At 66.9% G+C, this 25290-nt stretch carries 25 protein-coding genes; 17 read left to right on the top strand and 8 right to left on the bottom strand.

Annotated elements, in window-relative coordinates; all coding sequences use genetic code 11:
* The first annotated feature begins 15 nt into the window (after positions 1-15).
* Positions 16-762, top strand: a complete 747-nt coding sequence (gene fnrL, locus D6850_RS06895) for a transcriptional regulator FnrL (RefSeq protein WP_121165247.1) — start codon at positions 16-18, stop codon at positions 760-762.
* 19 nt (positions 763-781) lie between these two features.
* On the opposite strand, the gene D6850_RS06900 is transcribed toward fnrL, so the two are convergent.
* Positions 782-1621: a universal stress protein gene (locus D6850_RS06900; RefSeq protein WP_121166810.1), complete on the bottom strand. Its 840-nt coding sequence runs from the start codon at positions 1619-1621 to the stop codon at positions 782-784.
* Between the two features lie 232 nt (positions 1622-1853).
* Between D6850_RS06900 and ccoN the strand changes: the two genes are divergently transcribed.
* The 4 genes from ccoN to ccoP are packed head-to-tail and all read left to right on the top strand — an operon-like array spanning position 1854 to position 5299.
* The gene (ccoN, locus tag D6850_RS06905) at positions 1854-3458 is read left to right on the top strand and encodes a cytochrome-c oxidase, cbb3-type subunit I (RefSeq protein ID WP_121165249.1); all 1605 of its coding nucleotides are present in this window, start codon (positions 1854-1856) and stop codon (positions 3456-3458) included.
* Between the two features lie 16 nt (positions 3459-3474).
* Positions 3475-4200: a cytochrome-c oxidase, cbb3-type subunit II gene (ccoO, locus tag D6850_RS06910; RefSeq protein WP_121165251.1), complete on the top strand. Its 726-nt coding sequence runs from the start codon at positions 3475-3477 to the stop codon at positions 4198-4200.
* 14 nt (positions 4201-4214) lie between these two features.
* Positions 4215-4430, top strand: coding sequence for a cbb3-type cytochrome c oxidase subunit 3 (locus D6850_RS06915; RefSeq protein WP_121166812.1), 216 nt, complete (start codon positions 4215-4217; stop codon positions 4428-4430).
* 5 nt (positions 4431-4435) lie between these two features.
* Positions 4436-5299 (top strand): cytochrome-c oxidase, cbb3-type subunit III, encoded by an 864-nt coding sequence (gene ccoP, locus D6850_RS06920; protein WP_121165253.1) that lies wholly within the window; start codon positions 4436-4438, stop codon positions 5297-5299.
* A 596-nt stretch (positions 5300-5895) separates the two neighbouring features.
* Here ccoP and D6850_RS19425 read toward each other — a convergent pair.
* Positions 5896-6042 (bottom strand): hypothetical protein, encoded by a 147-nt coding sequence (locus D6850_RS19425; protein WP_166434016.1) that lies wholly within the window; start codon positions 6040-6042, stop codon positions 5896-5898.
* A gap of 98 nt (positions 6043-6140) precedes the next feature.
* On the opposite strand from D6850_RS19425, the gene D6850_RS06925 reads away from it, so the two are divergent.
* From D6850_RS06925 to ccoS, 5 genes are all read left to right on the top strand, one after another.
* Positions 6141-7022, top strand: a complete 882-nt coding sequence (locus D6850_RS06925) for a LysR family transcriptional regulator (RefSeq protein ID WP_245964124.1) — start codon at positions 6141-6143, stop codon at positions 7020-7022.
* A 129-nt stretch (positions 7023-7151) separates the two neighbouring features.
* A complete protein-coding gene (gene ccoG, locus D6850_RS06930) occupies positions 7152-8705 on the top strand; it encodes a cytochrome c oxidase accessory protein CcoG (RefSeq protein ID WP_121165255.1) in 1554 nt (517 codons plus the stop codon).
* Positions 8705-9160 carry a FixH family protein gene (locus tag D6850_RS06935; protein WP_206019228.1) on the top strand — a complete coding sequence of 152 codons (456 nt, stop codon included), beginning with the start codon at positions 8705-8707 and terminating at the stop codon, positions 9158-9160. The genes ccoG and D6850_RS06935 overlap by 1 nt, the downstream gene beginning before the upstream one ends.
* Entirely contained in the window at positions 9157-11355 is a 2199-nt protein-coding gene (locus tag D6850_RS06940) for a heavy metal translocating P-type ATPase (RefSeq protein ID WP_121165259.1), read from the top strand. Before D6850_RS06935 ends, D6850_RS06940 begins: the two co-directional genes overlap by 4 nt.
* The gene (gene ccoS, locus D6850_RS06945; RefSeq protein WP_121165261.1) at positions 11352-11510 is read left to right on the top strand and encodes a cbb3-type cytochrome oxidase assembly protein CcoS; all 159 of its coding nucleotides are present in this window, start codon (positions 11352-11354) and stop codon (positions 11508-11510) included. Before D6850_RS06940 ends, ccoS begins: the two co-directional genes overlap by 4 nt.
* A gap of 23 nt (positions 11511-11533) precedes the next feature.
* On the opposite strand, the gene D6850_RS06950 is transcribed toward ccoS, so the two are convergent.
* Positions 11534-13000 (bottom strand): D-alanyl-D-alanine carboxypeptidase family protein, encoded by a 1467-nt coding sequence (locus D6850_RS06950; RefSeq protein WP_121165263.1) that lies wholly within the window; start codon positions 12998-13000, stop codon positions 11534-11536.
* A gap of 337 nt (positions 13001-13337) precedes the next feature.
* Here D6850_RS06950 and D6850_RS06955 point away from each other — a divergent pair, with 337 nt between their 5' ends.
* From D6850_RS06955 to yddG, 4 genes are all read left to right on the top strand, one after another.
* On the top strand, positions 13338-14180 hold the full coding sequence (locus D6850_RS06955) for an EAL domain-containing protein (RefSeq protein WP_121165266.1): 843 nt from the start codon (positions 13338-13340) through the stop codon (positions 14178-14180).
* A 151-nt stretch (positions 14181-14331) separates the two neighbouring features.
* The gene (locus D6850_RS06960; protein ID WP_121165268.1) at positions 14332-15504 is read left to right on the top strand and encodes an acetyl-CoA C-acetyltransferase; all 1173 of its coding nucleotides are present in this window, start codon (positions 14332-14334) and stop codon (positions 15502-15504) included.
* A 153-nt stretch (positions 15505-15657) separates the two neighbouring features.
* Positions 15658-16380 carry an acetoacetyl-CoA reductase gene (gene phbB / locus D6850_RS06965; RefSeq protein ID WP_121165270.1) on the top strand — a complete coding sequence of 241 codons (723 nt, stop codon included), beginning with the start codon at positions 15658-15660 and terminating at the stop codon, positions 16378-16380.
* A gap of 75 nt (positions 16381-16455) precedes the next feature.
* Positions 16456-17322, top strand: coding sequence for an aromatic amino acid exporter YddG (gene yddG, locus D6850_RS06970; protein WP_121165272.1), 867 nt, complete (start codon positions 16456-16458; stop codon positions 17320-17322).
* Positions 17323-17385: 63 nt separating this feature from the next.
* Here the strand turns inward: yddG and D6850_RS06975 are convergent, their stop codons facing one another.
* Together D6850_RS06975 and D6850_RS06980 are read right to left on the bottom strand one after the other, a co-directional pair.
* On the bottom strand, positions 17386-17556 hold the full coding sequence (locus tag D6850_RS06975) for a YdcH family protein (RefSeq protein WP_121165274.1): 171 nt from the start codon (positions 17554-17556) through the stop codon (positions 17386-17388).
* Between the two features lie 266 nt (positions 17557-17822).
* Entirely contained in the window at positions 17823-18044 is a 222-nt protein-coding gene (locus D6850_RS06980; RefSeq protein WP_121165276.1) for a putative signal transducing protein, read from the bottom strand.
* 54 nt (positions 18045-18098) lie between these two features.
* On the opposite strand from D6850_RS06980, the gene D6850_RS06985 reads away from it, so the two are divergent.
* On the top strand, positions 18099-19100 hold the full coding sequence (locus D6850_RS06985) for a polyprenyl synthetase family protein (RefSeq protein WP_121165278.1): 1002 nt from the start codon (positions 18099-18101) through the stop codon (positions 19098-19100).
* 23 nt (positions 19101-19123) lie between these two features.
* Here D6850_RS06985 and D6850_RS06990 read toward each other — a convergent pair whose 3' ends face one another.
* The 3 genes from D6850_RS06990 to D6850_RS07000 all read right to left on the bottom strand — a co-directional run bounded on the left by D6850_RS06990 (position 19124) and on the right by D6850_RS07000 (position 23460).
* A complete protein-coding gene (locus tag D6850_RS06990; protein ID WP_121166816.1) occupies positions 19124-19987 on the bottom strand; it encodes a 4-(cytidine 5'-diphospho)-2-C-methyl-D-erythritol kinase in 864 nt (287 codons plus the stop codon).
* 5 nt (positions 19988-19992) lie between these two features.
* Positions 19993-21714: a tetratricopeptide repeat protein gene (locus D6850_RS06995; RefSeq protein WP_121165280.1), complete on the bottom strand. Its 1722-nt coding sequence runs from the start codon at positions 21712-21714 to the stop codon at positions 19993-19995.
* A gap of 96 nt (positions 21715-21810) precedes the next feature.
* Entirely contained in the window at positions 21811-23460 is a 1650-nt protein-coding gene (locus D6850_RS07000; RefSeq protein ID WP_121165282.1) for an electron transfer flavoprotein-ubiquinone oxidoreductase, read from the bottom strand.
* A gap of 258 nt (positions 23461-23718) precedes the next feature.
* Between D6850_RS07000 and greA the strand changes: the two genes are divergently transcribed.
* Together greA and D6850_RS07010 are read left to right on the top strand one after the other, a co-directional pair.
* Positions 23719-24189 (top strand): transcription elongation factor GreA, encoded by a 471-nt coding sequence (gene greA / locus D6850_RS07005; RefSeq protein WP_121165287.1) that lies wholly within the window; start codon positions 23719-23721, stop codon positions 24187-24189.
* Positions 24190-24202: 13 nt separating this feature from the next.
* Positions 24203-25222: a hypothetical protein gene (locus D6850_RS07010; protein WP_121165289.1), complete on the top strand. Its 1020-nt coding sequence runs from the start codon at positions 24203-24205 to the stop codon at positions 25220-25222.
* Positions 25223-25290 lie beyond the last annotated feature (68 nt).

The raw sequence follows: 25290 nt of genomic DNA on the forward strand, positions 1-25290 counted from the left end.
GGACAGTTGCGCCATATGTTGAACCAGCAGACCCCGACGCTCCCGCGCGATTGCGGCGCCTGCCCGATCCGGCATCGCGCCGTCTGCGCGCAATGCGAGGCCGAAGAGCTCGAGCAGCTTGACCGGATCAAGTATTACCGAAACTTCGAGGCCGGCCAGACGATCGTGTGGTCCGGCGATCAGATGGATTTCGTCGGCTCGGTCGTCACGGGGATCGCCACGCTCACCCAGACGATGGAGGACGGGCGCACGCAGATGGTCGGCCTGCTGCTGCCAAGCGATTTCGTCGGCCGCCCCGGACGCAGTGTCGCGGCCTATGACGTGGTGGCGACCAGCGACATGGTGATGTGCTGTTTCCGCAAGAAACCCTTTGAGCAATTGCTGAGCGTGACGCCCGCCGTGGCGCAGCGGTTGCTTCAGATGACGCTGGACGAGCTCGACGCCGCGCGCGAATGGATGCTGGTGCTGGGGCGCAAGACGGCGCGCGAGAAGATCGCGTCGCTGTTGTCGATCATCGGGCGGCGCAACGCGACGCTCAACCTTGGCGCGCCGGCGGGGAAGATGGTGTTCGACCTGCCGCTCACGCGCGAGGCGATGGCCGACTACCTCGGGCTGACGCTCGAGACCGTGAGCCGCCAGATCTCCGCCCTCCGGCGTGACGGGGTTATCGTGCTCGAAGGCAAGCGGCGCGTGACGGTGCCGGATTTCGACCGCCTTCTGGACGAGGCGGGCGACGATTCGGACGGCGGCCTGCCGGTCTGACCCGGCAGGCCGGCGCGCTTCAGTGCGCCATCAGCACCGGCAGCACCGCGTTTTCCAGCATGTTGCGCGTGGTGCCGCCGAACACCGCCTCGCGGAAGCGCGAGCGGCCATAGGCGCCCATCACGATCATCTCGGCGTCCATGTCGGTGGCGTGACGGATAAGCACGTCGGCCACCCGCGGCAGCGTCTTGGAGAGCACGTCGATCTCGACATAGACATCGTGACGCGCGAGGAACTGCGACAGCATCCCCCCGGGGTCCGAGCGGTTGGGCCCGTGGCTGGGCGGGTCGATGACGACGACATGCACCTTGTCCGCGCCGCGCAGCAGCGGCAGCGCCGCGCGCACCGCGTTGAGCGCCTCGGTCGCCTCGTTCCAGGCGACCACGACGCGTTTGGGCGCGTCTTCATAGGCGGCGTCCTCGGGCAGGATCAGCGCCGGCACGCTGCCCTCGAAGAGACAGGTTTCGACCACCGCCTCAAGCTCGGCGCCGCGGCCTTCGCCATAGGGCTTGGGCAGGATCGCGAGATCGCTGAAGCGGATCCGGTCGGCGACGCGGCGGGGCAGGTCCGAGAGCTGCGCCATCTCTTCGTCGCAGCTCCAGCGCAGTTCGCTCTGCTCAAGACGTTTGCGCACCTCGGCGGCCACGGCGGCGGCGGTTTCCTGCGCGCGCACGATCGACTGCTCCACCACCATCGCCGAGGCGCCGGCGTAGTAGAACCCGGCCGAGGACGGGTCCACGCCCATGGCGAGCACCTCGAGATGCGCGTCGTTGGCGCGGGCGAAGGTTTCGGCGCTGTCGAGCACCGGCGCGACCAGGTCGGTATGGGTGAGAACGGTCGCAACGGTCCTGTAGGTCATGCGGGTCTCCTCTTCATGCATGTGACGCGCGGGCTTGCATATCGCCCGTGTGGACAGGTATGGCCCGGGAGGCGGATTTCCACTTTGCGACATGTCAAAGAAAGACCGGTCTGTTATTGATGCAGATCAAGGAATAGCCGTGCGGAAGCCCGCATATACGCCGCGACTGAACGCGCCCGCGCGGACCTGATGGTTCGCGCGGAAGGAGAGGAATGGGACGAAGGGACGAAAGATGTCGAACTATTTCAAGCTGATCGTGCTTGGCGTGATCACGCTGCTGGCGCTGATAGCGGCCAACAATGCGCGCGACGCGGCCTATTTGGCAAACGCGCTGACCGTGGCGCTGGCGGCCGCGGCCGTTTTCCTCTGGGTGCTGCGCAACACCGACGAACCCGTGGCGCGGGTCGATCTGTCGGGTGAATACCTCGACGGCGTGGTGCGCGCCGGGGTGGTGGCGACCGCGCTCTGGGGTGTCGTCGGCTTCCTCGTGGGCACGTTCATCGCCTTCCAGCTGGCCTTTCCCGAGCTCAACTTCGAATGGGCCGAGGGTTACGCCAATTTCGGCCGGCTGCGACAGCTTCATACCTCGGCGGTGATCTTCGCCTTTGGCGGCAACGCGCTGATCGCGACGTCGCTCTATGTTGTGCAGCGCACCGCCGCGGCGCGGCTCTGGGGCGGGAACCTCGCGTGGTTCGTGTTCTGGGGGTATCAGCTCTTCATCGTGCTGGCGGCGACGGGTTACCTGTTGGGCGCGACGCAGTCCAAGGAATACGCCGAGCCGGAATGGTACGCCGACTGGTGGCTCACCGTCGTTTGGCTTTCCTATCTCGCGGTGTTCGTCGGCACGCTGGTCAAGCGGCGCGAGCCGCATATCTACGTGGCCAACTGGTTCTACCTCGGCTTCATCATCACCGTGGCGATGCTGCACGTGGTCAACAACCTCTCCATCCCGGTCAGCATCTTCGGATCGAAATCCGTGCAGGTCTTTTCGGGCGTGCAGGACGCGATGGTGCAGTGGTGGTACGGGCACAACGCGGTGGGCTTCTTCCTTACGGCCGGGTTCCTCGGGATGATGTACTACTTTGTCCCGAAACAGGCGGAGCGTCCGGTCTATTCCTACAAGCTCAGCATCATCCACTTCTGGGCGCTGATCTTTCTCTACATCTGGGCGGGTCCGCACCATCTGCACTACACGGCGCTGCCCGACTGGGCTTCGACGCTGGGCATGGTGTTCTCGATCATCCTGTGGATGCCCTCCTGGGGCGGGATGATCAACGGGCTGATGACGCTGTCGGGCGCCTGGGACAAGCTGCGCACCGATCCGGTGATCCGCATGATGGTGATCTCCATCGGGTTCTACGGCATGTCCACCTTCGAGGGGCCGATGATGTCGATCCGGGCCGTCAACTCGCTGTCGCACTATACCGACTGGACGATCGGACATGTGCATTCCGGCGCGCTGGGCTGGAACGGGATGATCACCTTCGGCGCGCTCTATTTCCTGGTGCCGCGCCTCTGGAACCGCGAGCGGCTCTATAGTCTGAGCCTGGTGTCCTGGCATTTCTGGCTCGCCACGATCGGGATCATCCTCTACGCGGCCTCGATGTGGGTCACGGGGATCATGGAGGGCCTGATGTGGCGCGAGGTGGACGCCAACGGCTTCCTCGTGAACAGTTTCGCCGACACCGTGGCGGCCAAGTTCCCGATGTATGTCGTGCGCGGCCTTGGCGGGGTGCTGTTCCTGAGCGGCGCGCTGATCATGTGCTACAACCTTTACATGACCGTGCGTCGGAGCCCTGCCGTTGCGGCGGGCAACTCCGCCGTGCCGGCGGAATAGACGGGGGTCGACACCAATGGCGATTCTGCAAAAACACCAGATCCTTGAGAGAAACGTGACCCTGCTGGCGATCTTCGCCTTTCTGGTGGTCTCGATCGGGGGGATCGTCCAGATCGCCCCGCTGTTCTGGCTCGAGAACACCATCGAGGACGTGGAGGGCATGCGACCCTATTCGCCGCTGGAGCTGACCGGGCGCGACATCTATGTGCGCGAGGGCTGCTACGTCTGCCACAGCCAGATGATCCGCCCCATGCGCGACGAGGTCGAACGCTACGGGCACTACTCCCTCGCGGCGGAGAGCAAGTACGATCACCCGTTCCAATGGGGCTCCAAGCGCACGGGGCCGGACCTCGCGCGGGTCGGCGGGCGGTATTCGGACGAATGGCACCTTGATCACATGCGCGACCCGCAGTCGGTGGTGCCGGAATCCGTGATGCCGAAATACGGCTATCTCGAGGATCGGCTGATCTCGCCCGATTACATCGAGGACCTGCTGCGCACACATCGCATGGTCGGGGTGCCCTATACCGACGAGATGATCGAGAACGCCGCCGCCGACTTCAAGGTGCAGGTTGATCCGTTCGGCGATTACGACGCCATGCTCGAACGCTACCCGGGCGCGCAGGTGCGCAATTTCGACGGGCAGCCGGGCATCTCGGAGATGGATGCGCTGATCGCCTACCTGCAGATGCTCGGAACGCTGGTCGATTTCTCGACCTTCACCCCGGTGGAGAGCCGGTAGGGATGGAGAGCGACATGGAAACCTACTCGTTCCTGCGGCAATTCGCGGACAGCTGGATGCTTCTCGCATTGTTCGTGTTCTTCGTCGGCATGGTCGTCTGGGTGTTCCGGCCCGGCGGCTCCAAACGCTACGAGAACCAGCGCAACATTCCCTTCCGGCACGAGGACAAGCCCGCGCCGGACGACGCCGGCGGCGATGACGACGACGGCGACGACGCCAAGGAGAAGTGACAAGAATGGCCAAGAAATCGAAGAAGATCGCAGAAGACCCGAAGACTACCGGCCATAGCTGGGACGGGATCGAGGAGTTCGACAACCCGATGCCGCGCTGGTGGCTCTGGACATTTTACGCCACGATCATCTGGGGCGTCGGCTATACCATCGCCTATCCCGCCTGGCCGATGATCAGCGGCGCGACGAGCGGCCTTCTGGGCTGGTCAACACGCGCCAACGTCGCCGCCGACATCCAGCGCGCCGAAGACGCCAACAAGGAGAACTGGGACCAGCTCGCCTCTGTCGATCTGGCCGAGATCGAGAAGAACCCCGAACTCAACGCCTACGCCAGCAAGGCGGGCGCGTCGGTCTTCATGACCTTCTGCGCGCAGTGTCACGGATCGGGCGCGGCGGGGGCCAAGGGCTATCCCAACCTGCTGGACAACGACTGGCTCTGGGGCGGCCGGATCGAGGATATTCACGCCACCGTCGCGCACGGCATCCGCAACGAGGAAGACCCCGACGCGCGCTATTCCGAGATGCCCGCCTTCGGCGACATCCTGAGCAAGGAGGAGATCGACCAGGTCGTGAACTACGTCATGTCGCTGTCCAAGACGCCACGAGACGCGTCGATGGTCGCGGCGGGGGAGACGGTCTTCATGGACAACTGCGCCACTTGTCACGGCGACGACGCCACGGGCGACCGCAGCATGGGCGCGCCCAACCTGCGGGACGCGATCTGGCTCTATGGCGGGGATTACGACACGCTCAAGACGACGGTCACCTATAGCCGGTTCGGCGTCATGCCGGCGTGGTCGTCGCGGCTGAGCGATGCGCAGATACGCGCGGTCGCGGCCTACGTGCACCAGCTTGGCGGGGGGGAGTAACCCCCGCCGCGCGGGAAGAGTGGCCCGCAGGTAGTTCCTGCCTGCGGGAAGGCGCCGGCCCCTGATCCGTTCACGCGTTTCCGCAGGGCCGGCGCCGATTCAACGCTGCTCAGCGCCCCCTTGCGGGCGCTTTTCGCGTTTGGGACGGTGGGGCGGGTTGCCAGTGTTCGGAGGCAGGCGGATATTCTTGTGACGTGCGGTTAATGGCCGCGAAGAGGCCATGTTGAATTATCGCGGCGCGGAATCAAGGCCGCAGGCCGCCGCGCATCGCCGGGCCGCCCCCCGGCACGGCGATTGGGCTGCCACCAGCGCAGTGATCTGATTTTTTCGGATTTGGCAGGCATAAAGCGCTGCCTAATTATCGTTGGATCGCCGCACCGCGGCCCGCCGATGCACGTCTTTCGCTAACGACCGCTTTGTCCCGCTAAACCGCCGGCCCGCATATCTGGCGTATCGTCCATTTTTTCTACGAAACTGGCCTCCCCTCAAACGCCCCATCCCGTCACAGCCGGGCCGCACCCGGTTCGGGCGCGGCCCATCGGCGGCCGCGCCACGGCCAGCGGCGGGAGAGGCCGACCGGGGCGGGACGGTGCGGCTCAGTCGCGGCGCCGCGCGGTGGTGTGCGCCTCGATCTCGGCCTCGCGGCGACGGTCGAAGCGCTGCTTCTCACCCCAGTGGTTCGTCGAGTCGCGTTCCTCGGCGCGGGCGGCGGTCATGAAAGATTTGGCGAATATGGCCAGCATGGCGTTTCCTTTCGCGATGGCGTTGCGTGACTTAAATTTAGGCGGTACCTTGCCTTAATACGATTCAGAAAGTTTACATGCCTGTAAGGAATTCTAACATGATTGACTGGCGCGCCCTGCCACCCCTCACGGCGCTGCGCGCCTTTGTCGCGCTGGCGCAGGCCGGGAGCGCGGGCGGGGCGGGCAGGCTGCTCAACGTGAGCCATGCGGCGATCAGCCAGCAGGTCAAGGCGCTCGAGGCGCATATGGGCCTGCCGCTGGTGGATCGCAGCGGGCGCGGTCTGACTCTCACCACCGAGGGCGAAGCGCTGGCCGCCGCGCTGGCCGAAGGGTTCGGCGCCATCGCGCAGACGGCGGCGCAGCTGACCGGCGCGGATGCGGACCGCCCCCTGCAGGTCACGACCACGCCGCAGTTCGCGGCCAACTGGCTGATGCCGCGGCTGCGCGATTTCCAGGAGCGTCATCCGGGGATCGATCTGATGGTGAATCCGTCGCCTACGCTTGCGGACCCGAGCGCGGGCGGGATCGACCTGGCCGTGCGTTTCGGGGCGGGGCAATGGCCGGGGCTCGACGCGGAGTTGCTGGTGCCGACCGATGTCGTGGTCGTCGCCGCGCCGTCGCTGGTGGGTGACCGCGTCTTCGCCGATGCGCGCGAGTTGCTGGACTATCCCTGGCTGGACGAGCTTGACGCGCTCCAGGCGCAGGACTGGCTGACGCGGGCCGGCGTGACGCAGGGGCGGGCGCGCTCGGTCACGATGCTGCCCGGCAACCTTCTGCTCGAGGGGGCGCGCAGCGGGCAGGGCATCGCGGTGCTGACGCAGAAATGGGTCGAAAAGGACGTGGCGACAGGCAATCTGCGCATCCTCTTTCGCGACGAGGGCGCGACCGGGTATTTCATCGTCACCCGCCCCGGCGTGCTGCGCCCGCCCGCGCGCACGTTCCTGCGCTGGCTGCGTCGTCACAGGGATGCGACAGACTGAAGCGGGGCCTTGCTTCCGGCGCCGCGAAAGATCAGGTACGGACTCGAAATTTGATGCAGGTCAAGGCTGCCGGGGAAGGCCGCTGCGACAAGGTTGCACGACACGTCCGCAAGACCGGAGACATTTGCCGTGGCCGACAGTCCCGCCGACACGCCCCCCGAGCTTTTCGCCGCGCGCGAACCTGTATTTCCCAAGAAGGTGAAGGGCGCGTTCCGCAACCTCAAATGGGTGATCATGGCGATCACCCTCGGGATCTACTACGTCACGCCCTGGATCCGCTGGGACCGCGGTCCGAACCTCCCCGACCAGGCGGTGCTGGTGGATCTCGCGAACCGGCGGTTCTATTTCTTCTGGATCGAGATCTGGCCACACGAATTCTACTTCGTCGCCGGCCTTCTGGTGATGGCGGGACTGGGGCTGTTCCTGTTCACCTCGGCGCTGGGCCGGGTCTGGTGCGGCTACGCCTGTCCGCAGACGGTGTGGACGGATCTCTTCATCCTCGTTGAGCGCTGGATCGAGGGCGACCGCAACGCGCGGCTGCGCCTGCACCGGCAGAAGAAATGGGACATCCGCAAGGCGCGGCTGCGCATCACCAAGTGGATCACCTGGCTTCTGATCGCGGTGGCGACCGGGGGCGCGTGGGTGTTCTACTTTGCCGACGCGCCGACGTTGCTGGGCAACCTGCTGACCGGCGCCGCGCACCCGGTGGCCTATACCACCGTGGCGATCCTGACCGCGACGACGTTCTTCTTCGGCGGCTTCGCGCGCGAGCAGATCTGCATCTACGCCTGCCCCTGGCCGCGGATCCAGGCGGCGATGATGGACGAGGACACGCTGGTCGTCGGTTACCGCGAATGGCGCGGAGAGCCGCGCGGCAAGAGCAACGTGCGCCGCCGCGACGCCGAGACGGCCAGGGCCGCCGAGGCGGAATCGCGCGCCGCCGGCCCGGGCAAGGCGACCTACGGCCCGACGCCCTATCCCGGCGTGCCGCTGAGCGACATCGACGCGGCGGCCAAGGACGGCCCCGGCGACTGCATCGACTGCATGGCCTGCGTCAACGTCTGCCCGATGGGCATCGACATCCGCGACGGACAGCAGATGGAGTGCATCACCTGCGCGCTCTGCATCGACGCCTGCGACGACATCATGGCCAAGATCGGCAAGCCGCGCGGGCTGATCGACTACATGGCGCTGACCGACGAGGTGAACGAGAGGGCCGGCCAGCAGGCGCGCCCGATCATCAGGCACATCCTGCGACCCCGAACGGTTCTCTACACGGCGCTCTGGGCCTTGGTGGGGATCGGGCTGATCGTGGCGCTGTTCATCCGCCCCGATATCGAGATGTCGGTCGCGCCGGTGCGCAACCCGACCTTCGTGACCATGGCCGACGGCGCGGTGCGCAACACCTACGAGGTGCGCCTTCTCAACAAGCATGGCGAGGACCGCCCGTTCCGCCTGACGGTCAAGGGCGACCCGAGCATTCGCCTGTCGATCGAGGGGACGCCCTATGGTAGCATCACGGCGCCGGCGGACAGTACGCTCAACCAGCGGGTCTACTTGCAGGCGCCCGCCGGGTCGGACCCGGCAGAAAGCGCGCGCAGCGATGTGCGCATCTGGGTCGAGGATATGTCCACCGGCGAACGTGCGTCCAAGGACACGATCTTTAACGGAAGGGGCGACTGATGGCTGAGCGGCGGATCACGGGGCGCCATGTTCTGATCGGCTTTTGCGCCGCCTTCGGGGTCATCATCGCGGTCAACCTGGCGCTGGCCTATAGCGCGGTGAAGACGTTTCCGGGGCTCGAGGTGGCCAACTCCTATGTCGCGAGCCAGGAATTCGACGATCGCCGCGCCGCGCAGGAGGCGCTGGGCTGGAGCGTGGAGGCGACCCATCACGCGGGCGTGCTGACGCTGGCGATCACCGGCGCGGATGGCGCACCGGTGCGGGTGGCGTCGCTTGACGCAGTGCTGGGGCGCGCCACGTCCGTGCGCGACGACGTGACGCCGGATTTCAGCTTTGACGGCGCGGCCTACACCGCGCCGCTCGACCTTGGCGCGGGCAACTGGAACATCCGCATGCAGGCCACGGCGCTGGACGGAACCGAATTTCGTCAGCGGGTCGTGCTCATCAAGCGATGACCGCCGCGCTGCATCCTCCCGCCTCGGCCTGTCCGGCCTGTGACGCCGCCCCGGCGGCGCTGGCGGCGGCCGAGGCCGGACGGCCCTCGCCGGGCGAAATCCTGCTGTCGCTGCCGACGATCCACTGCGCGGCCTGCATCGCCAAGATCGAGCGGGGCCTGGGCGCGCGTTCGGACGTGCGCGCCGCGCGGGTCAACCTCACGCTCAAGCGCGCGACGATCGACGCCGACCCGGAGGTGAGCGCCGAGGACATGATCGCCGCCGTGGAGGCGCTGGGCTTTGAGGCGCACGAACTCGACGCCGCCGCGCTCGTCGCGACGGCGACCGACCGGGCCGGGCGCGACCTGCTGATGCGCCTCGCCGTGGCGGGGTTCGCGAGCATGAACGTGATGCTGCTGTCGGTCGCCGTCTGGTCCGGGGCGGCGGACGCGACGCGCGATTTGTTCCACTGGATCAGCGCCGCCATCGCGCTGCCGGCGATCGCGTTTTCCGGGCAGCCGTTCTTTCGCAACGCCTGGGGCGCGCTGCGCGCCGGGCGGCTCAACATGGATGTGCCGATCACGCTGGCGATCCTGCTGGCGCTGGTGACATCCCTATGGGAAACCGCGCTCAGCGGCCATCACGCCTATTTCGATGCGGCGCTGACGCTGGTGTTCTTCCTGCTGGCGGGGCGCTACCTTGATCATCGCACGCGCAGCATCGCGCGCTCGGCCGCAGAGGAGTTGACCGCGCTCGAGACGCCGCGCGCCTGGCGCATCGAGCGCGACGGCGAACGTCAGGTGGCGGTGGCTGAACTGCGCCCCGGCGACTTGATCCGCGTGCGCCCCGGCGGGCGGATGCCGGTGGACGGCGAAATCGCCGAGGGCGTTTCCGAGCTCGACCGCTCGCTTCTCACCGGTGAGACGCTGCCGGTCTTCGCCGGGCCGGGGCAGGCGGTGTCGGCGGGCGAGATGAACCTGACCGGCCCGCTCACCGTGCGCGCGACGGCGGTGGGGCGGGACAGTTCGCTGCACCGCATGGCCGATCTCGTCGCGGTGGCCGAGGCGGGGCGCGGCAACTACACCTCGCTCGCGGATCGCGCGGCCAAGCTCTATGCGCCGGGGGTGCATATCCTCTCCGCGCTGGCCTTTGTCGGGTGGTACCTTTATACCTTTGACATTCGCACCGCGCTCAACATCGCGGCGGCGGTTCTGATCATCACCTGTCCCTGCGCGCTTGGCCTTGCGGTGCCGGCGGTGACCACGGCGGCGAGCGGGCGGCTCTTCCGGCGCGGGATGCTGATCAAGAGCGCGACCGCGCTCGAACGGCTGGCCGAGGTCGACACGGTGGTCTTCGACAAGACCGGGACCCTGACCACGGGGGCGCCGGTGCTTGAGAACCTGCATGATCTGGACGACGAGGCGGCGGCTGTTGCGCTGGCGCTGGCGATGGGATCGTCGCACCCGTTGTCGCGCGCGCTGGTGCAGGCGGCGCAGGCCGCCGGCGTCCGTCCGGCGCGGGTGAGCGACATCGAGGAGGCGCCGGGCTACGGGGCGCGCGGTCGCTGGAACGGGCGGGAGGTGCGCCTTGGCCGCGCGTCCTGGACCGGGGCGGAGCCGCTGGCGCAGACCGCCACCTACCTGAAGCTGGGCGAGGGCGATACGCGGGCGCTGCGCTTTGCCGACGCGCTGCGCGAAGGGGCCGAGGAGGCAGTCGGCGCGCTCATCGCGTCCGGGCGCGAGGTCTATCTGCTTTCGGGCGACGGCGCGCCTGCGGTCGAGGCGATGGCCGCAAGGCTCGGCATCGCGCGCTGGATGGCCGAGGCGCTGCCAGAGGACAAGGCGTCCCGCATCGCGGCGCTGCGCGACGAGGGGCGGCGCGTGCTGATGGTGGGCGACGGGCTCAACGACACGGCGGCGCTGGCGGCGGCGCATGTCTCGATCTCCCCGGCGAGCGCGCTGGACGCGGCGCGGGTGGCGTCGGACATGGTGCTGCTGGGGAGCGATCTGCGCGTGCTGGCCGAGGCGACGACGATCGCGCAATCGGCCCGGCGGCGGATCGCGGAAAACTTCCGCATCGCCACGCTCTACAACGTCCTCGCGGTGCCGCTGGCGGTCGCGGGGTTCGCCACGCCGCTGATCGCGGCGCTGGCGATGTCCACGAGTTCGATCATCGTCTCGCTCAACGCGTTGCGGCTCAGGGGAGGGCAGGCATGAACATCCTTACCTATCTCATTCCCGTTTCCCTGTTTCTCGGGGGGATCGGCCTTGTCGGGTTCATCTACACGGTGCGCAGCAACCAGTATGACGACCCCGAGGGCGACAGCCGGCGCATCCTGTCGGATGAATGGGACGACAATCCCAAGCCGTGAGCGGTTCGCCGGGCCGGGGGCGTTCAGCCGGGTTCGATCATGAAGCAGGTGAACTGCTTGGCCTGGAGGCGCCGGCACGCGAGGTCCGCGGTTTCACGGGTCATCCCCATGAAATTGGCGTCGAACCCGTTGGAGCGGCGGACCACCTTGCGAAGGGAGCCGTCAAGCGTGCCGATCTCGCTCAGCGCGGTCTTGAGAAGGACTTTGCGCGCCTTGTACTGGCTCGGGTAGCGGCCGACATTGACGCCCCAGTTGCGCCCGCCCGAGGTCGAGACGCGGGTCACCACCTCTTGCACGGGGTCCGGTTCGGAGGCGAGGTCGGCGGGCCGCAGCAGCGGCTTGATCGTGGCGGTCGTCACCGCGGCGACACGGATTTCGCGCGGCTTCGCTTCGGGGGTACTGGCGGCGGCGGGTTTCACTTTCGGCTTGGGCGTGGCCGGGAGCTTGGCGGCCTGCTGCGCCGCGAGAACGGCCGCCTCGATATCGGCCGCGGCGACGACGACGGCGGGCGCGGGCGCTTCGGAAACCGGGCGGGCGAGGGGCCGCAGGCTTTTCTTCACGGCGGCGGCGGAGGCCAGGCGCACGGTCTTGCCGACGCCGCCGGGCGTGCCGGTTCCGGCCTTGCCCATGTAGGGTGGCTTGGCCGGCTTGTGCACCGCCACGCGGGTCGGCGCCTTGCGGAACCCGAGGTCGAGCAGTTCGGCCACGCGCGCGTTGCGGGTCCGGGTGGAGCGACCGCCGAAGACCGTCGCGATCACCCGCTCGCCGCCGCGTTCGGCGCTGGCGACAAGGTTGAAGCCGGCGGCGCGGGTATAGCCGGTCTTGATCCCGTCGGCGCCGCGATAGCTGTTGAGCAGCCGGCGGTTGGTATGATGGACGGTGCGCACGCCGGCATAAGCCTCGCGCCGGGAGAACAGGTTGTAATAGGCCGGGTAGTCATAGAACATGTGCCGCCCCAGATTGGTCATGTCGCGCGCGGTCGAAAGGTGTCCCTGTTCGGTCAGCCCGTGCGCGTTCTTGAACGTGGTGCGGGTCATGCCCATGGCCTTGGCGGTGCGGTTCATGCGCCGCGCGAACCTGGCCTCGGAGCCCTCGATCGCCTCGCCGATGGCGGTGGCGGCGTCGTTCGCGGATTTCACCGCCGCGGCGCGGATGAGGTAGCGCAGCTTGATCCTCTGGCCCGCCTTCAGCCCGAGTTTGGAGGGCGGTTCGCTTGCCGCGTGGGCCGAGATGAGAACCTTGTCGTCAAGGCTGATCTCGCCGTTCTCGATCGCCTCGAAGGCGATGTAGAGCGTCATCATCTTGGTCAGCGACGCCGGGTGCAGGCGCGTGTCGGCGTTCTCGGAGTGCAGCACCTTGCCGGATCGCGCGTCGACGACGAACGCCGCGTAAGGCGCGGCGAGCGCCCCAAGCGGAGCAAATACGCAAATCCAGATAACGCTGATCGTCAACAGACCCCAGCGGGTCGGCTGCCTGTCCCGAGCCTTCATGGAACCACTCTTTTCTGCCTCAGGCCGCCGATTTTTCGGCTGGCTCATTTTATGACGATCACGTTAGCACATGAAGGAGAGCGAATAAAGGTTTCAATTCAATGAATATTCCACGAAATTTCGCGGTAAATTTCCCTAGATGTAGAGGCGCGGCGGCGCGGCGGCACTAGACCGGCCAATGTGGCGCGAATGGGGCGAAACCGCGCGGCGACGGGGGCGCTCGCGCCGGCCGCTCGTGCGGGCGGGCGAGGGCGCTGGGTGATGCGCTCAATTTTCGCTTTAAGGGTTCCTTAGCGCGATGACGCAAATCTGTGCCCGACCAAAGGCGGAGGTTGCGATGCGCGCAAGTGACAAGAGGTTGTTGGCGGATATTCCGGCCGATCAAGAGGATCCGCTGTCCTACGCCGTTTCCCTGCGGGATCGGTCGGTCATCGCGATGGTGGAGCAGGCGGTGCGGCACAACCAGGTGCTGCTGGCCTTTCAGCCGGTGGTGACCACCGGGCAGGCCAATCGCATCGCGTTCTATGAAGGACTGGTGCGGGTGCTGGACGAAACCGGGCGAATCATTCCCGCCAAGGAATTCATTGACCCGATCGAGGCGACGGAGACCGGGCGCGTGATCGATTGCCTCGCGCTGGAAAAGGGGCTGCGCACGCTAGCGCGACATGCCGATCTGCGGCTGGCGATCAACATGTCGGCGCGTTCGATCGGGTATGGCCGCTGGATGCGGATCCTGAAGCGCGGGATCGACGCGCATCCCACCGTCGCCGAACGCCTGATCCTGGAGATCACCGAAAGCTCGGCGATGGTCGTGCCCGAACTGGTGGTCAGCTTCATGCACGATCTGCAAAAGCGGGGAATCAGCTTCGCCCTCGACGATTTCGGGGCTGGGTTCACCTCGTTCCGGTATCTCAAGGACTTCTATTTCGACATCCTCAAGATCGACGGCCAGTTCATCCGCGGGATCGCGCGGGACGCGGACAACCAAGTCCTGACCGGCGCGCTGGCCACCATCGGGCGGCAGTTCGACATGGTCACCGTCGCCGAAAGCGTGGAGCGCGCGGAGGATTCCGCCTATCTGAGCGCCATCGGCATCGATTGCCTTCAGGGCTATTATTACGGCGCGCCCACGGTCAGGCCGATCTGGCTGCAAACCGCCGAGGAACGCAGTTCCGCCTGAGCGCGGAGCAGGGCGGGGCCAGTTGTGGCCCCCCCGCGGTTGCGATATAATTTTCGGAACTGGCGGAAACGGCGATCCCGGACGGGCGGCAGCCGCGCTGCCGATGTCGTTTCATCGCCGGGGCCGAGAATTCTGGTGGAGAGACATACACATGACAAACGTCGTAATCGCATCCGCAGCCCGCACGGCTGTCGGCTCGTTCATGGGGGCGTTTTCGCACACCCCCGCGCATGACCTGGGCGCCGCCGTGCTCGAGGCCGTCGTCGCCCGCGCCGGCGTCGACAAGTCCGAAGTCTCCGAGACGATCCTCGGCCAGGTGCTGACCGCCGCGCAGGGGCAGAACCCGGCGCGCCAGGCGCATATCAACGCCGGTCTTCCGCAGGAAAGCGCGGCCTGGGGGATCAACCAGGTCTGCGGTTCGGGCCTGCGGGCCGTCGCGCTCGGCGCGCAGCACATCCAGCTGGGCGACGCGGCCATCGTCTGCGCAGGCGGGCAGGAGAATATGACCATGAGCCCCCACGCCGCGAGCCTGCGCATGGGCCAGAAGATGGGCGACATGAAATACGTCGACACGATGATCCGCGACGGGCTCTGGGACGCGTTCAACGGCTACCACATGGGCCAGACCGCCGAGAACGTCGCCGAGAAGTGGCAGATCAGCCGCGACGCGCAGGACGAATTCGCGGTCAAGAGCCAGAATAAGGCGGAGGCGGCGCAGAACGCCGGCAAGTTCGACGAGGAGGTGGTCCCATTCACCATCAAGGGCCGCAAGGGCGACACCGTCGTCGACAAGGATGAATACATCCGCCACGGCGCCAATCTCGAGGCGATGCAGCGGATGCGCCCCGCCTTCACCAAGGACGGCACCGTCACCGCCGCCAACGCCAGCGGCATCAATGACGGCGCCGCCGCCACCCTGTTGATGAGCGCGGAAGAGGCGGAGAAGCGCGGGATCGAACCGCTCGCGCGGATCGCCAGCTACGCGACCGCGGGGCTCGATCCGTCGATCATGGGCGTCGGCCCGATCCACGCCAGCCGCAAGGCGCTGGACAAGGCGGGCTGGTCGGTCAGCGATCTTGATCTCGTGGAGGCGAACGAGGCCTTCGCGGCGCAGGCCTGCGCGGTGAACAAGGAGATGGGCTGGGACCCCGACATCGTGAACGTGAACGGGGGCGCCATCGCCATCGGTCACCCGATCGGCGCGTCGGGTTGCCGCGTGCTCAATACCCTTTTGTTCGAGATGAAGCGCCGCGACGCCAAGAAGGGAATCGCCACGCTGTGCATCGGCGGCGGCATGGGCGTCGCCCTCTGCGTCGAGCGCTGAGCGTGGGTCGGCGGGGGCGCCAGGCGCCCCCGACATGCGCCCAAGCGCGGACGCCCGTAATGCGTGCGCAATAATATTGCACGCGCCCGGATGACGCGGTAACAAAGTTACCGATATGCATAGTCCAGACGGGATCAGAGGGAGAAAAACATCATGGCACGAACAGCACTTGTCACCGGCGGATCACGCGGAATCGGCGCGGCCATTTCCAAGAAGCTGAAGGCGGAGGGGTACAACGTCGCCGCAACCTATGCTGGCAACGATGAGGCCGCTGCCGCCTTCGGCGAGGAAACCGGCATCAAGACTTACAAGTGGAACGCCGCCGATTACGACGAATCCAAGGCCGGCATCGCCAAGGTCGAGGACGAGATCGGCCCGATCGACGTGGTCGTGGCCAATGCCGGCATCACCCGCGACGCGCCCTTTCACCGGATGACGCCCGAGCAATGGCGCGAGGTCATCGACACCAACCTCACTGGCGTCTTCAACACCGTGCACCCGGTCTGGCCCGGCATGCGCGAGCGCAAGTTCGGCCGCGTGATCGTCATCAGTTCGATCAACGGGCAGAAGGGCCAGTTCGCGCAGGTCAATTACGCCGCGACCAAGGCGGGCGATCTCGGCATCGTCAAGTCGCTGGCGCAGGAAGGCGCGCGCGCGGGGATCACGGCGAACGCGGTCTGTCCGGGCTATATCGCGACCGAGATGGTCATGGCGGTGCCGGAAAAGGTGCGCGAAAGCATCATTGCCCAGATCCCCGCCGGCCGGCTGGGCGAACCCGAGGAAATCGCGCGCTGCGTGGCCTTCCTCGCCTCCGACGACGCGGGTTTCATCAACGGTTCGACGATTTCCGCCAATGGCGGGCAGTTCTTCGTTTGACGTAAACCGCAACGCGCCATAGCGTGCGGCGGCTGCCCCCGGCGGGGCAGCCGTTTTTCGTTCGGGGGACAGGGGATGACGCAGGGCAGGGCGACGGCGATCGGGTTCGCGGCGGTGCTGTTGTGGTCGCTGCTTGCGCTCTTTACCGTGGGCACGGCGCCGACGCCGCCATTGCAGCTCAACGCGATGTGCTTTGGGATCGCGACGCTGATCGGCGTGGCGTGGGTCGCGCGAAGCGGCGGCATGGCGGAGCTGCGCGCGGTGCGGTGGCCGGTTTACATCTTTGGAATCGCAGGGCTTTTTGGATACCACCTGTTCTATTTCACCGCGCTGCGGCTCGCGCCTCCGGCGGAGGCGGGGCTGATCGCCTATCTCTGGCCGCTGCTGATCGTGCTCTTCTCGGGGTTGCTGCCGGGAGAGCGGCTGTGGCCCGGCCACCTCGTGGGCGCGCTGGCGGGTTTCGCGGGCGCGGCGCTCATCATCGGGCGCGGCGGGGCGAGCTTCGAGGCCGAGGCGCTCCCCGGCTACGTCGCCGCGGGGCTGTGCGCGCTTACCTGGTCGGGGTATTCGGTGCTGTCGCGGCGACTGGGGGCGGTGCCGACCAACTCGGTCGCGGTGTTCTGCGCCGGGACGGCGGCGCTGTCGCTCATCGCGCATCTGCTGTTCGAGGAAACGGTCTGGCCGGCGGGCTGGATCGGCTGGGCCTCGGTCGCCGCGCTTGGGCTCGGGCCGGTCGGGCTTGCGTTCTATGTCTGGGATATCGGGGTAAAGCGTGGGGACATCCAGCTGCTCGGCGTGGCGTCCTACGCCGCGCCGCTGCTATCGACGCTGATCCTGATCGGAGCAGGGATAGCCGAGCCGAGCGCAACGCTCGTGATCGCGGCGATTCTGATCGCGGGCGGCGCCCTTCTCGCGGCGAAGGCGGGGCCACGCCGGACGTGACTCATGAGCGAGGCGGGGGCGGTCGCGATCGACCGCCCTCCCTGGGGTTGGCTGTGGGCGCGCTCAGGCCGGGGCCGTGAGGCGCGTGATTTCTTCTTTCAGGCGCAGCTTCTGCTTCTTCATCTCGGCGATGTGCAGATCGTCTGCGCCCGGCGCGCGTTGCGCGGCGTCCACCTGTTCGGAGAGGGCCTGGTGTTTCCGTTTCAACTCCTCGACATGCGAACTCAAGCTCATATGCGTCTCCTCTCTGCTGGGTTTCGGTAACGGTACGAGTGCAGCACAAATACCGGCCTCTGTCACGCTGCGGGCGCAGCATCGCGCTGCAATACTGATAATAATTGTCTGGATTCAGTCGCAGAAGAGAGGTGCGGCAGGATGTCGCAGCACATAAATACCGTCACCGGCGCGATTTTCGCGATCCGCTGCATCGGTGGACCCGGCAGGAAGATCCTTGGGGCTGCGCCAGCGAAACTCCGCCGCGACGGGAGGCGCGTCTCGGGTCAGGGGCCGTCATAAACCTCGATCCCGTTGTCGCGCATCGCGCGCGCCGCGGCGGCGTAATCACGTTCCGCGACCATCAGGCGGCGGGGGAAAATCCCGATCCCGCCCTCCATGACGCTCATGTTTACGTCCATTTCAAAGCAGTCTATACCCTCGCCCTGAAGCAGGGCCTGGGCGAACGCGATGATCGACATGTCGGGGGTTCGCAACAACAGTTTCATGCTGAAGATCTAAGCACGGCGGCCCCGGTTGTCGAGCCGCCACCGGAGAGTGTGATGGGATTGGACCACGCCGCCACCAAGCCGCATGAGCGCATGAACGCCCGGTTCGAGGGCAAGCTCGCCTCGGTGAGCGCGCTGATCCGCGAGCGCATGGAATCCCGCCACGCGCCGCGCATCCCCGAGGTGACGGCGCACCTGGTCGAAGCGGGGGGCAAGAGGCTGCGCCCGATGCTGACGCTGGCGGCGGCGGACCTGAGCGGCTACGTCGGCGATCACGACGTGCGTCTCGCCGCGACGGTCGAATTCATCCACACCGCGACGCTGCTGCATGACGATGTGGTCGACGAAAGCGCGCAGCGCCGTGGCCGGGCGACGGCGAACCTGCTGTGGGACAACAAATCCAGCGTGCTGGTCGGCGACTACCTCTTTTCGCGCGCCTTTCAGCTCATGGTGGAAACCGGGAGCCTGCGGGTGCTCGACATCCTTGCCAACGCGTCGGCCACGATCGCCGAGGGCGAGGTGCTGCAGCTCACCGCCGCGCGCGATCTGGCGACGACCGAGGACATTTACCTGCAAGTGGTGCGCGGCAAGACGGCGGCGCTGTTTTCCGCGGCGACCGAGGTAGGCGGCGTCATCGCGGGGGCGTCCGATGCGCAGACCGCCGCGCTGTTCGAGTATGGCGACGCGCTCGGGATCGGGTTCCAGATCGCGGACGACCTGCTCGATTTCCGGGGCGACGCGGCGGCGACCGGCAAGAACCCGGGCGACGATTTCCGCGAGCGCAAACTGACCCTGCCGATCATCAAGGCGGCCGCGGCGGCGGATGCGGAGGAACGCGCGTTCTGGGCGCGCACGATCGAGAAGGGCGACCAGCGCGACGGCGATCTCGACCGGGCGCTCGAACTGATGCGCGCGCATGGCGCGTTCGAGGCGACCGAGGCCGAGGCGCGGGCTTGGATCGCGCGCGCCAAGGCGGCGCTTGAGGCGCTGCCGGCGCACCCGGTGCGCGATATGCTGTCGGATCTCGCCGATTACGTGGTCGCGCGGGTGGCCTGAACAACCGCGCCGCGGGCGCGTCTTCAGGCGTTGAGCTGCGTCGCCGTCACCCACCAGTTCGGGTGGCTTTCCGACAGGCGCCCCGCAGCGGAGGCGGCGGTTTCGGCGTCGGCATAGAGGCCAAAACAGGTGCCGCCCGATCCCGACATCCGCGTCAGCAGGCAGCCGGGCGTCACCTCGAGCGTCGAGAAGACCTGCGCGATCACCGGTTCGCATTCGATGGCCGGTTCCTCGAGGTCGTTGCGCGTGCCTTTCAGCCATTCGATCAATGCGGCGGCGTCCTCTCCGGTGGGGATGGGGTCAGGCAGCGGCGTGTTGTCGCGGTTGCGCAGGCGGCGGAACACCTCGTCGGTGAGCACGGGGATCTTGGGGTTCACGAGGACCGCGTCGAGGGTCGGCAGCCCGTGCACCGCCGTCACCTGTTCGCCGATGCCGCGCATCCGCGCGGCCCCGGCGTCAGCGGCGCAGACGGGCGCGTCGGCGCCCAGCGGCAGCAGGTCCGCCGGCGCCGGCTGACCGGTAAGCTCGGCGAGGGCGCGGATGGTCGCGACCGCGTCCGCCGAGCCGCCCCCGAGCCCCGCCGACATGGGCAGGTGTTTCTCCAGCGTGATGGATGCGGTCGCGCCCATCAACGCGGCCGCCCGAAGCACGAGGTTGTCGCCGCCCTTGGGCACGTTATGGGCCGTGGGGCCGACCATGCGCAGCGTGGTCTTCGCCGCCTTCGAGACGCGGACGTGATCGCCCACATCCGCGAACATCACCAGCGAATCGAGCGTGTGATAGCCGTCCTCGCGCTGGCCGGTGACATGCAGCGTCAGGTTGACCTTGGCGGGGGCGAAGGCTTCGACCACGCGGGCCCTGGTTCCGTGCTCAAGCGTATCACCCATCTGCGTCATCCTTTGTCATTGGCCAGTTCCAGCGGCGGGGCGCCCTCTTCGCGCAGGACCTGGTCCAGCCCGACCTCGAGCTTGCGGCGGATGCGCTCGGGTTTCACGTCCGGCGACGGGTTTTCCTTATCCACGAAGGAAAGCGCCCGTTTCCACTGAAAGCGCGCCTCGGTTTGCCGGCCCACCGCCCAGAGCACGTCGCCCAGGTGGTCGTTGACCACCGGATCGACCGGCATCAATTCGGCGGCGCGCTCCATGTGACCGATGGCCTCTTCGTAGCGGCCGAGGCGATAGAGCGCCCAGCCGAGGCTGTCGACGATGTAGCCGCTGCCGGGATTGAGTTCGACGGCGCGTTCGATCATCTCGAGCGCCTCGTCGAGCTTGGCGTGCTGTTCGACCAGCGAATAGCCGAGATAGTTGAGAACCTGCGGCTGATCCGGGTTCAGTTCGAGCGCCTGGCGGAAATCGGCCTCGGCCTTGTTCCAGTGATCGCGGCGCTCGTGACTGATGGCGCGGGCGTAATAGACGAACCATTGTTCGTTGTCGCGCGCCTTGTAGAGATCGACCGCCTGGTCGTAGGCGGCGATCGCCTTGTCGAACTGTTCGCGCTGCCGGTAGAGATCGCCCGCCGAAGCATGGGCGATGGCGAGGTCGGGATGCGAGCGGCGCAGCTGTTCGAGCACTTCGGCCGCGGCGTCGAGCCGGCCCGCGCGGCGCAGCGTCTCCGCGCGGCCCAGTTCCGCGACGTGGAAGGCGGGATTGTCGGGCGGCACCCGCTTGTAAGCCTCGGTCGCGAGGTCGTATTGGCCGATGTTTTCCAGAAGCTCGGCGGTCATGATGCGCGCGTCGATGTGATTCTCGTCGAGATACTCCGCGATCCGCGAATAGAGCAGCACGTAATCCTCGCCGGTGTCCGCCAGCAGGGCGCGGCCCAGCGAATAGAACACCTCGGCGATCCCTTCGCGCGGCGTGCCGACGCGGCCGAAACTGATCCGCTCGCCGGATTCCAGCCGCGCGCGCAAGTCGGCGATCTGCGGGTCGAGATCGCTGCCGAAAGCCTCGTCGATGACCTTGATCGCGTCCTCGTTGCGCTCGAGCTGGCTCAGCACCTCGGCCCAAGCGATGGTGCCGCGCCGGGTGGTCTGCATCGGGCCGTCGCTCTTGCCGGCATAGATCGCGTCGGCGGATTCGTAATCCCCGACCGAGGCCAGCGCGAGCGCTTTGTGATAGATGGCGAAGCTGCGCAGTCCGGCTTCCTCGGCGATCTTGTCAAAAAGGGTGAGCGCGGTGGCCATGTCCCCCTCACCGAGCGTGGCCCAGGCCGCGATCAGCCCGTCGGCCAGCGGTCCCACGCCGTTCTCGGCCTCGATCCGGGCCAGCACGGCGCCGTATTCCTCGCGCTTGACCTCGTCGGCGAGCAGGACCATCCGCGCGATCTGACTGCCGAAGCCCTGTTCCTCCATCTGCCGCGCGATGGGCAGCGCGCGGTCGATCTTGCCCAGCGACACCTGCGCGGCGATGGCGTATTCCATGATCTCCGGATTCGCCGGATCTTCGGCCATCGCCCGCGTCAGATAGAGCGCGGCGGCCTCGTAATCACTGTTGAAACGCGCCTGCCGCGCGGCGAGGTAAGCGCCGACCGACTCGTCGGCTTGGGTCGTCGCGGGCGGCAGCAGGAGGGCCGCGCCAAGGGCGAGGGCGGTCAGGGGGCGAAGGATCACGCGCATGCTCGGTTTGTTGTTGGCCTCATTGGTGCATAACCTAGTCCTCGCGGCGCGCCAACGCAATGCCGCCCGGCGGTCCGCCGCCGCGCAGGCGCCGGTTCACATGTTGGGATAGTTCGGCCCGTCCCCGCCCTGCGGCGTTGTCCAGTTGATGTTCTGCGGCGGATCCTTGATGTCGCAGGTCTTGCAATGCACGCAGTTCTGGAAGTTGATCTGGAACCGCGGCTCCTTGCCGTCCTCCTGGATGAATTCATAGACCCCTGCCGGGCAGTAGCGCGCCGAAGGGCCGGCGTATTTCGGCAGGTTCACTTTTACGGGAACGTCCGGATCCTTCAGCTTCAGGTGCGCCGGCTGGTTCTCGTCATGGTTGGTCATCGAGAAGCTCACGTTGGTCAGCCGGTCGAAGCTCAGCTTGCCGTCGGGCTTGGGATAGGCGATTTCCTTGTGCTTGGCGGCCTCCTCGGTCGCTTCGGCGTCTGTCTTGCCGTGTTTCAGCGTGCCCAGCAGCGAAAGCCCGATCGTGTTGGTCCACATGTCGAACCCGCCGAGTCCGAGGCTCGCCATCAGGCCGTATTTTGACCAGAGCGGCTTGACGTTGCGCACCTTTCGCAGGTCGCTGCCGATTGGGCCGTTGCGCACGTCGTCCTCGTAGGCGGCGAGTTCATCGCCCGCGCGCCCGTTCTCGATCGCGGCATGGGCGGCTTCGGCCGCGGCCTTGCCCGAGAGCATGGCGTTGTGATTGCCCTTGATGCGCGGCACGTTGACCATGCCCGCGGAACATCCCAGCAGCGCCACGCCGGGCGCGACCAGTTTCGGCATCGACTGCCAGCCGCCCTCGGAGATGGCGCGCGCGCCGTAGGCCACGCGCTTGCCGCCTTCCAGAAGCTCGGCCACGATCGGGTGATGCTTGAATCGCTGGAATTCCATGTAGGGATAGAGGTAGGGGTTCTTGTAGTTCAGGTGAACCACGAAGCCCACGTAAACCTGATTGTTGTCAAGGTGATAGATAAAGCTGCCGCCGCCGGCGTTCTTGCCCAGAGGCCAGCCCATCGTGTGCGTCACGCTGCCGGGACGGTGCTTGTCCGGGTCGATTTCCCAGATTTCCTTCATGCCGAGGCCGTATTTCTGCGGCTCCTTGCCCTGGGCGAGGTCGAATTTCTCGATCACCTGCTTGGAGAGCGAGCCGCGCACGCCTTCGCCGAGAAAGACATACTTGCCGTGCAGTTCCATGCCCGGCTCGTAATTCGGGCCCTTGGAGCCGTCGGGCGCGATGCCGAACTCGCCCGCGACCACGCCCTTGACGCGCCCGTCCTCGTCAAAGACCAGCTCCGAGCAGGCCATGCCGGGGAACACCTCGACGCCCAGTTCCTCGGCCTGTTCGGCCATCCAGCGGCAGACATTGCCCATCGAGACGACGTAATTGCCGTGGTTGTTCATCAGCGGCGGCATCGGGAAGTTGGGCACCCGCAGGCGGCCCGCTTCGCCCAGCATGTAGAAGCTGTCGTCCTTGACCGGCACGTTCAGCGGCGCGCCCTTTTCCTTCCAGTCGGGGATGAGCGCGTCGAGCCCGCATGGGTCGAGCACCGCGCCCGACAGGATATGCGCGCCCACCTCGCTGCCCTTTTCCAGCACCACGACCTCGCGGTCGGGATCGAGCTGCTTGAGCCGGATCGCGGCGCTGAGGCCCGCGGGTCCGGCGCCCACGATCACCACATCGTATTCCATAGTCTCGCGCGTCGTATCGGACATGGGTCCATCCTTTATTCAGTGGGCCGCGTGTCACGCAGGGCCGGTCTCGGGGTCGCAGATGTGCCTATCGCGAGGGGCGGGCGGGCGTCAATTGAAACACGACGTCGCGAGGCGGACAAAGGCGCGGATCGCGCATGATTGCGCCACTCCGGCGCATGGCCTATTGCAATCCTCGGCGCGGTCGGGTCAGTCTGACGCGACCTGTAAAATGACAGGACGGGCGCGCGTTGGCGCGCCTGTCGGAAGAGGATTGTAACTATGGACAAGGTACCGATGACCCGCACGGGCCACGCGGCGCTCGAGGCCGAGCTGAAACAGCTCAAGTCGGTCGAACGCCCGGCCATCATCCGCGCCATCGCCGAGGCGCGCGAACATGGCGATCTGTCCGAGAATGCCGAATATCACTCGGCCCGCGAGAAGCAGAGCTTCATCGAGGGGCGCATCAAGGAGCTGGAGGGCGTACTCGGCCTGGCCGAGGTGTTCGACCCCGCCAAGCTCAGCGGCCCGATCAAGTTCGGCGCGACCGTGACGCTGGTGGACGAGGACACCGAGGAAGAGCGGACCTGGCAGATCGTCGGCGAACACGAGGCCAACATCGAAAAGGGTCTGCTGAACATCAAGTCGCCCATCGCCCGCGCTCTGATCGGCAAGGAGGAGGGCGACAGCGTCGAGGTTCGCACCCCCGGCGGCGAACGTTCCTACGAAGTGCTCAAGATCGCCTATATCTGACAGGATACAGCGCATGCCCGACCCCAAGCCGGCCCGGCCCACGTCGCTGGGGATATACGACAAGGCCGCCAACCCCCCGATCACCGGCATCGAGGTGGCGGCGCTGATACTGGCGGGACTGTGGCTGGTCGGATCGGCGCTGTTCTTCCTGGTTCTGGCGCCGAACGGCGTGATGGGGGGTACGGGCGGCGTTCTCAACTTCATGCTGATCCTGCTGGTGGTGTTCATGCCGGTCGCAATGATCTGGGTCGGCGCCACCGCCGCGCGCGCGGCCAAGGTCATGCGGGAAGAGAGCCAGCGCCTACAGGCCGCGATCGACGCGATCCGCCAGGCCTACGTGATCCAGAGCCAGTCGGGCGCGCGCGCCGCGAACGAACCCTCGGTCGCGCGCAAGCTTGACGAGATCGCGGCGGCGCAGCGCAAGCATGAGACCGCGCTGGCGACGTTTTCATCCTCGCGGCAGGGGGGCGCGCGTCCCGCGCCCGCGCAGCAGGCCGCCCCGGCGGGCGGCGGCGACCAGGTCGCGCTGCCGCTCGGCACCCCGGCCGAGGAGATCCGCCCGCCGCTTTCGACCGAGGATTTCATCCGCGCGCTCAACTTTCCCGAAACCGCCGAGGACAAGCCCGGCTTCGCCGCCCTGCGCCGCGCGCTCAAGGACCGGCCCACCGCGCTGTTGATCCAGGCGGCGCAGGATATCCTGACGCTGCTCAGCCAGGACGGCATCTACATGGACGACCTGCGCCCGGAAATGGCCCGCCCCGAGGTCTGGCGCCGGTTCGGCGCGGGCGCGCGCGGGCGCGAGATCGCCGCGCTGGGCGGCATACGGGATCGCTCGTCGCTTGCGCTTGCCGCCGCGCGCATGAAATCCGACCCGATCTTCCGCGACGCGGCGCACCACTTCCTCCGTCGCTTCGACCGGATGTTCAGCAGCTTCGCCGAAACCGCGAGCGACGCCGACATTACCGAATTCTCGGACACGCGCACCGCCCGCGCCTTCATGCTGCTGGGCCGCATCGCAGGCACTTTCGACTGACCGCGCCTGCGGCCGCCGTCGATCTCGGGTATCAGGAAAAGGCCCCGGTTGCGGCGATTTCTCCAAGC

This window comes from Roseovarius spongiae, from assembly GCF_003651245.1.
GTDB lineage: Bacteria > Pseudomonadota > Alphaproteobacteria > Rhodobacterales > Rhodobacteraceae > Roseovarius > Roseovarius spongiae.

Excerpts from the sequence above, each read along its gene's own strand:
- D6850_RS19425 (WP_166434016.1), bottom strand. The coding sequence starts at position 6,042 with ATGCTGGCCATATTCGCCAAATCTTTCATGACCGCCGCCCGCGCCGAG.
- yddG (WP_121165272.1), top strand. The coding sequence starts at position 16,456 with ATGACGCAGGGCAGGGCGACGGCGATCGGGTTCGCGGCGGTGCTGTTG.
- ccoN (WP_121165249.1), top strand. The coding sequence starts at position 1,854 with ATGTCGAACTATTTCAAGCTGATCGTGCTTGGCGTGATCACGCTGCTG.
- ccoP (WP_121165253.1), top strand. The coding sequence starts at position 4,436 with ATGGCCAAGAAATCGAAGAAGATCGCAGAAGACCCGAAGACTACCGGC.
- D6850_RS06950 (WP_121165263.1), bottom strand. The coding sequence starts at position 13,000 with ATGAAGGCTCGGGACAGGCAGCCGACCCGCTGGGGTCTGTTGACGATC.
- D6850_RS06960 (WP_121165268.1), top strand. The coding sequence starts at position 14,332 with ATGACAAACGTCGTAATCGCATCCGCAGCCCGCACGGCTGTCGGCTCG.
- D6850_RS06925 (WP_245964124.1), top strand. The coding sequence starts at position 6,141 with ATGATTGACTGGCGCGCCCTGCCACCCCTCACGGCGCTGCGCGCCTTT.
- D6850_RS06980 (WP_121165276.1), bottom strand. The coding sequence starts at position 18,044 with ATGAAACTGTTGTTGCGAACCCCCGACATGTCGATCATCGCGTTCGCC.
- ccoS (WP_121165261.1), top strand. The coding sequence starts at position 11,352 with ATGAACATCCTTACCTATCTCATTCCCGTTTCCCTGTTTCTCGGGGGG.
- greA (WP_121165287.1), top strand. The coding sequence starts at position 23,719 with ATGGACAAGGTACCGATGACCCGCACGGGCCACGCGGCGCTCGAGGCC.
- D6850_RS06900 (WP_121166810.1), bottom strand. The coding sequence starts at position 1,621 with ATGACCTACAGGACCGTTGCGACCGTTCTCACCCATACCGACCTGGTC.
- D6850_RS06915 (WP_121166812.1), top strand. The coding sequence starts at position 4,215 with ATGGAAACCTACTCGTTCCTGCGGCAATTCGCGGACAGCTGGATGCTT.
- D6850_RS06940 (WP_121165259.1), top strand. The coding sequence starts at position 9,157 with ATGACCGCCGCGCTGCATCCTCCCGCCTCGGCCTGTCCGGCCTGTGAC.
- ccoO (WP_121165251.1), top strand. The coding sequence starts at position 3,475 with ATGGCGATTCTGCAAAAACACCAGATCCTTGAGAGAAACGTGACCCTG.
- D6850_RS06995 (WP_121165280.1), bottom strand. The coding sequence starts at position 21,714 with ATGCGCGTGATCCTTCGCCCCCTGACCGCCCTCGCCCTTGGCGCGGCC.
- phbB (WP_121165270.1), top strand. The coding sequence starts at position 15,658 with ATGGCACGAACAGCACTTGTCACCGGCGGATCACGCGGAATCGGCGCG.
- D6850_RS06990 (WP_121166816.1), bottom strand. The coding sequence starts at position 19,987 with ATGGGTGATACGCTTGAGCACGGAACCAGGGCCCGCGTGGTCGAAGCC.
- D6850_RS06935 (WP_206019228.1), top strand. The coding sequence starts at position 8,705 with ATGGCTGAGCGGCGGATCACGGGGCGCCATGTTCTGATCGGCTTTTGC.
- D6850_RS06985 (WP_121165278.1), top strand. The coding sequence starts at position 18,099 with ATGGGATTGGACCACGCCGCCACCAAGCCGCATGAGCGCATGAACGCC.
- D6850_RS06975 (WP_121165274.1), bottom strand. The coding sequence starts at position 17,556 with ATGAGCTTGAGTTCGCATGTCGAGGAGTTGAAACGGAAACACCAGGCC.
- fnrL (WP_121165247.1), top strand. The coding sequence starts at position 16 with ATGTTGAACCAGCAGACCCCGACGCTCCCGCGCGATTGCGGCGCCTGC.
- D6850_RS06955 (WP_121165266.1), top strand. The coding sequence starts at position 13,338 with ATGCGCGCAAGTGACAAGAGGTTGTTGGCGGATATTCCGGCCGATCAA.
- D6850_RS07010 (WP_121165289.1), top strand. The coding sequence starts at position 24,203 with ATGCCCGACCCCAAGCCGGCCCGGCCCACGTCGCTGGGGATATACGAC.
- D6850_RS07000 (WP_121165282.1), bottom strand. The coding sequence starts at position 23,460 with ATGTCCGATACGACGCGCGAGACTATGGAATACGATGTGGTGATCGTG.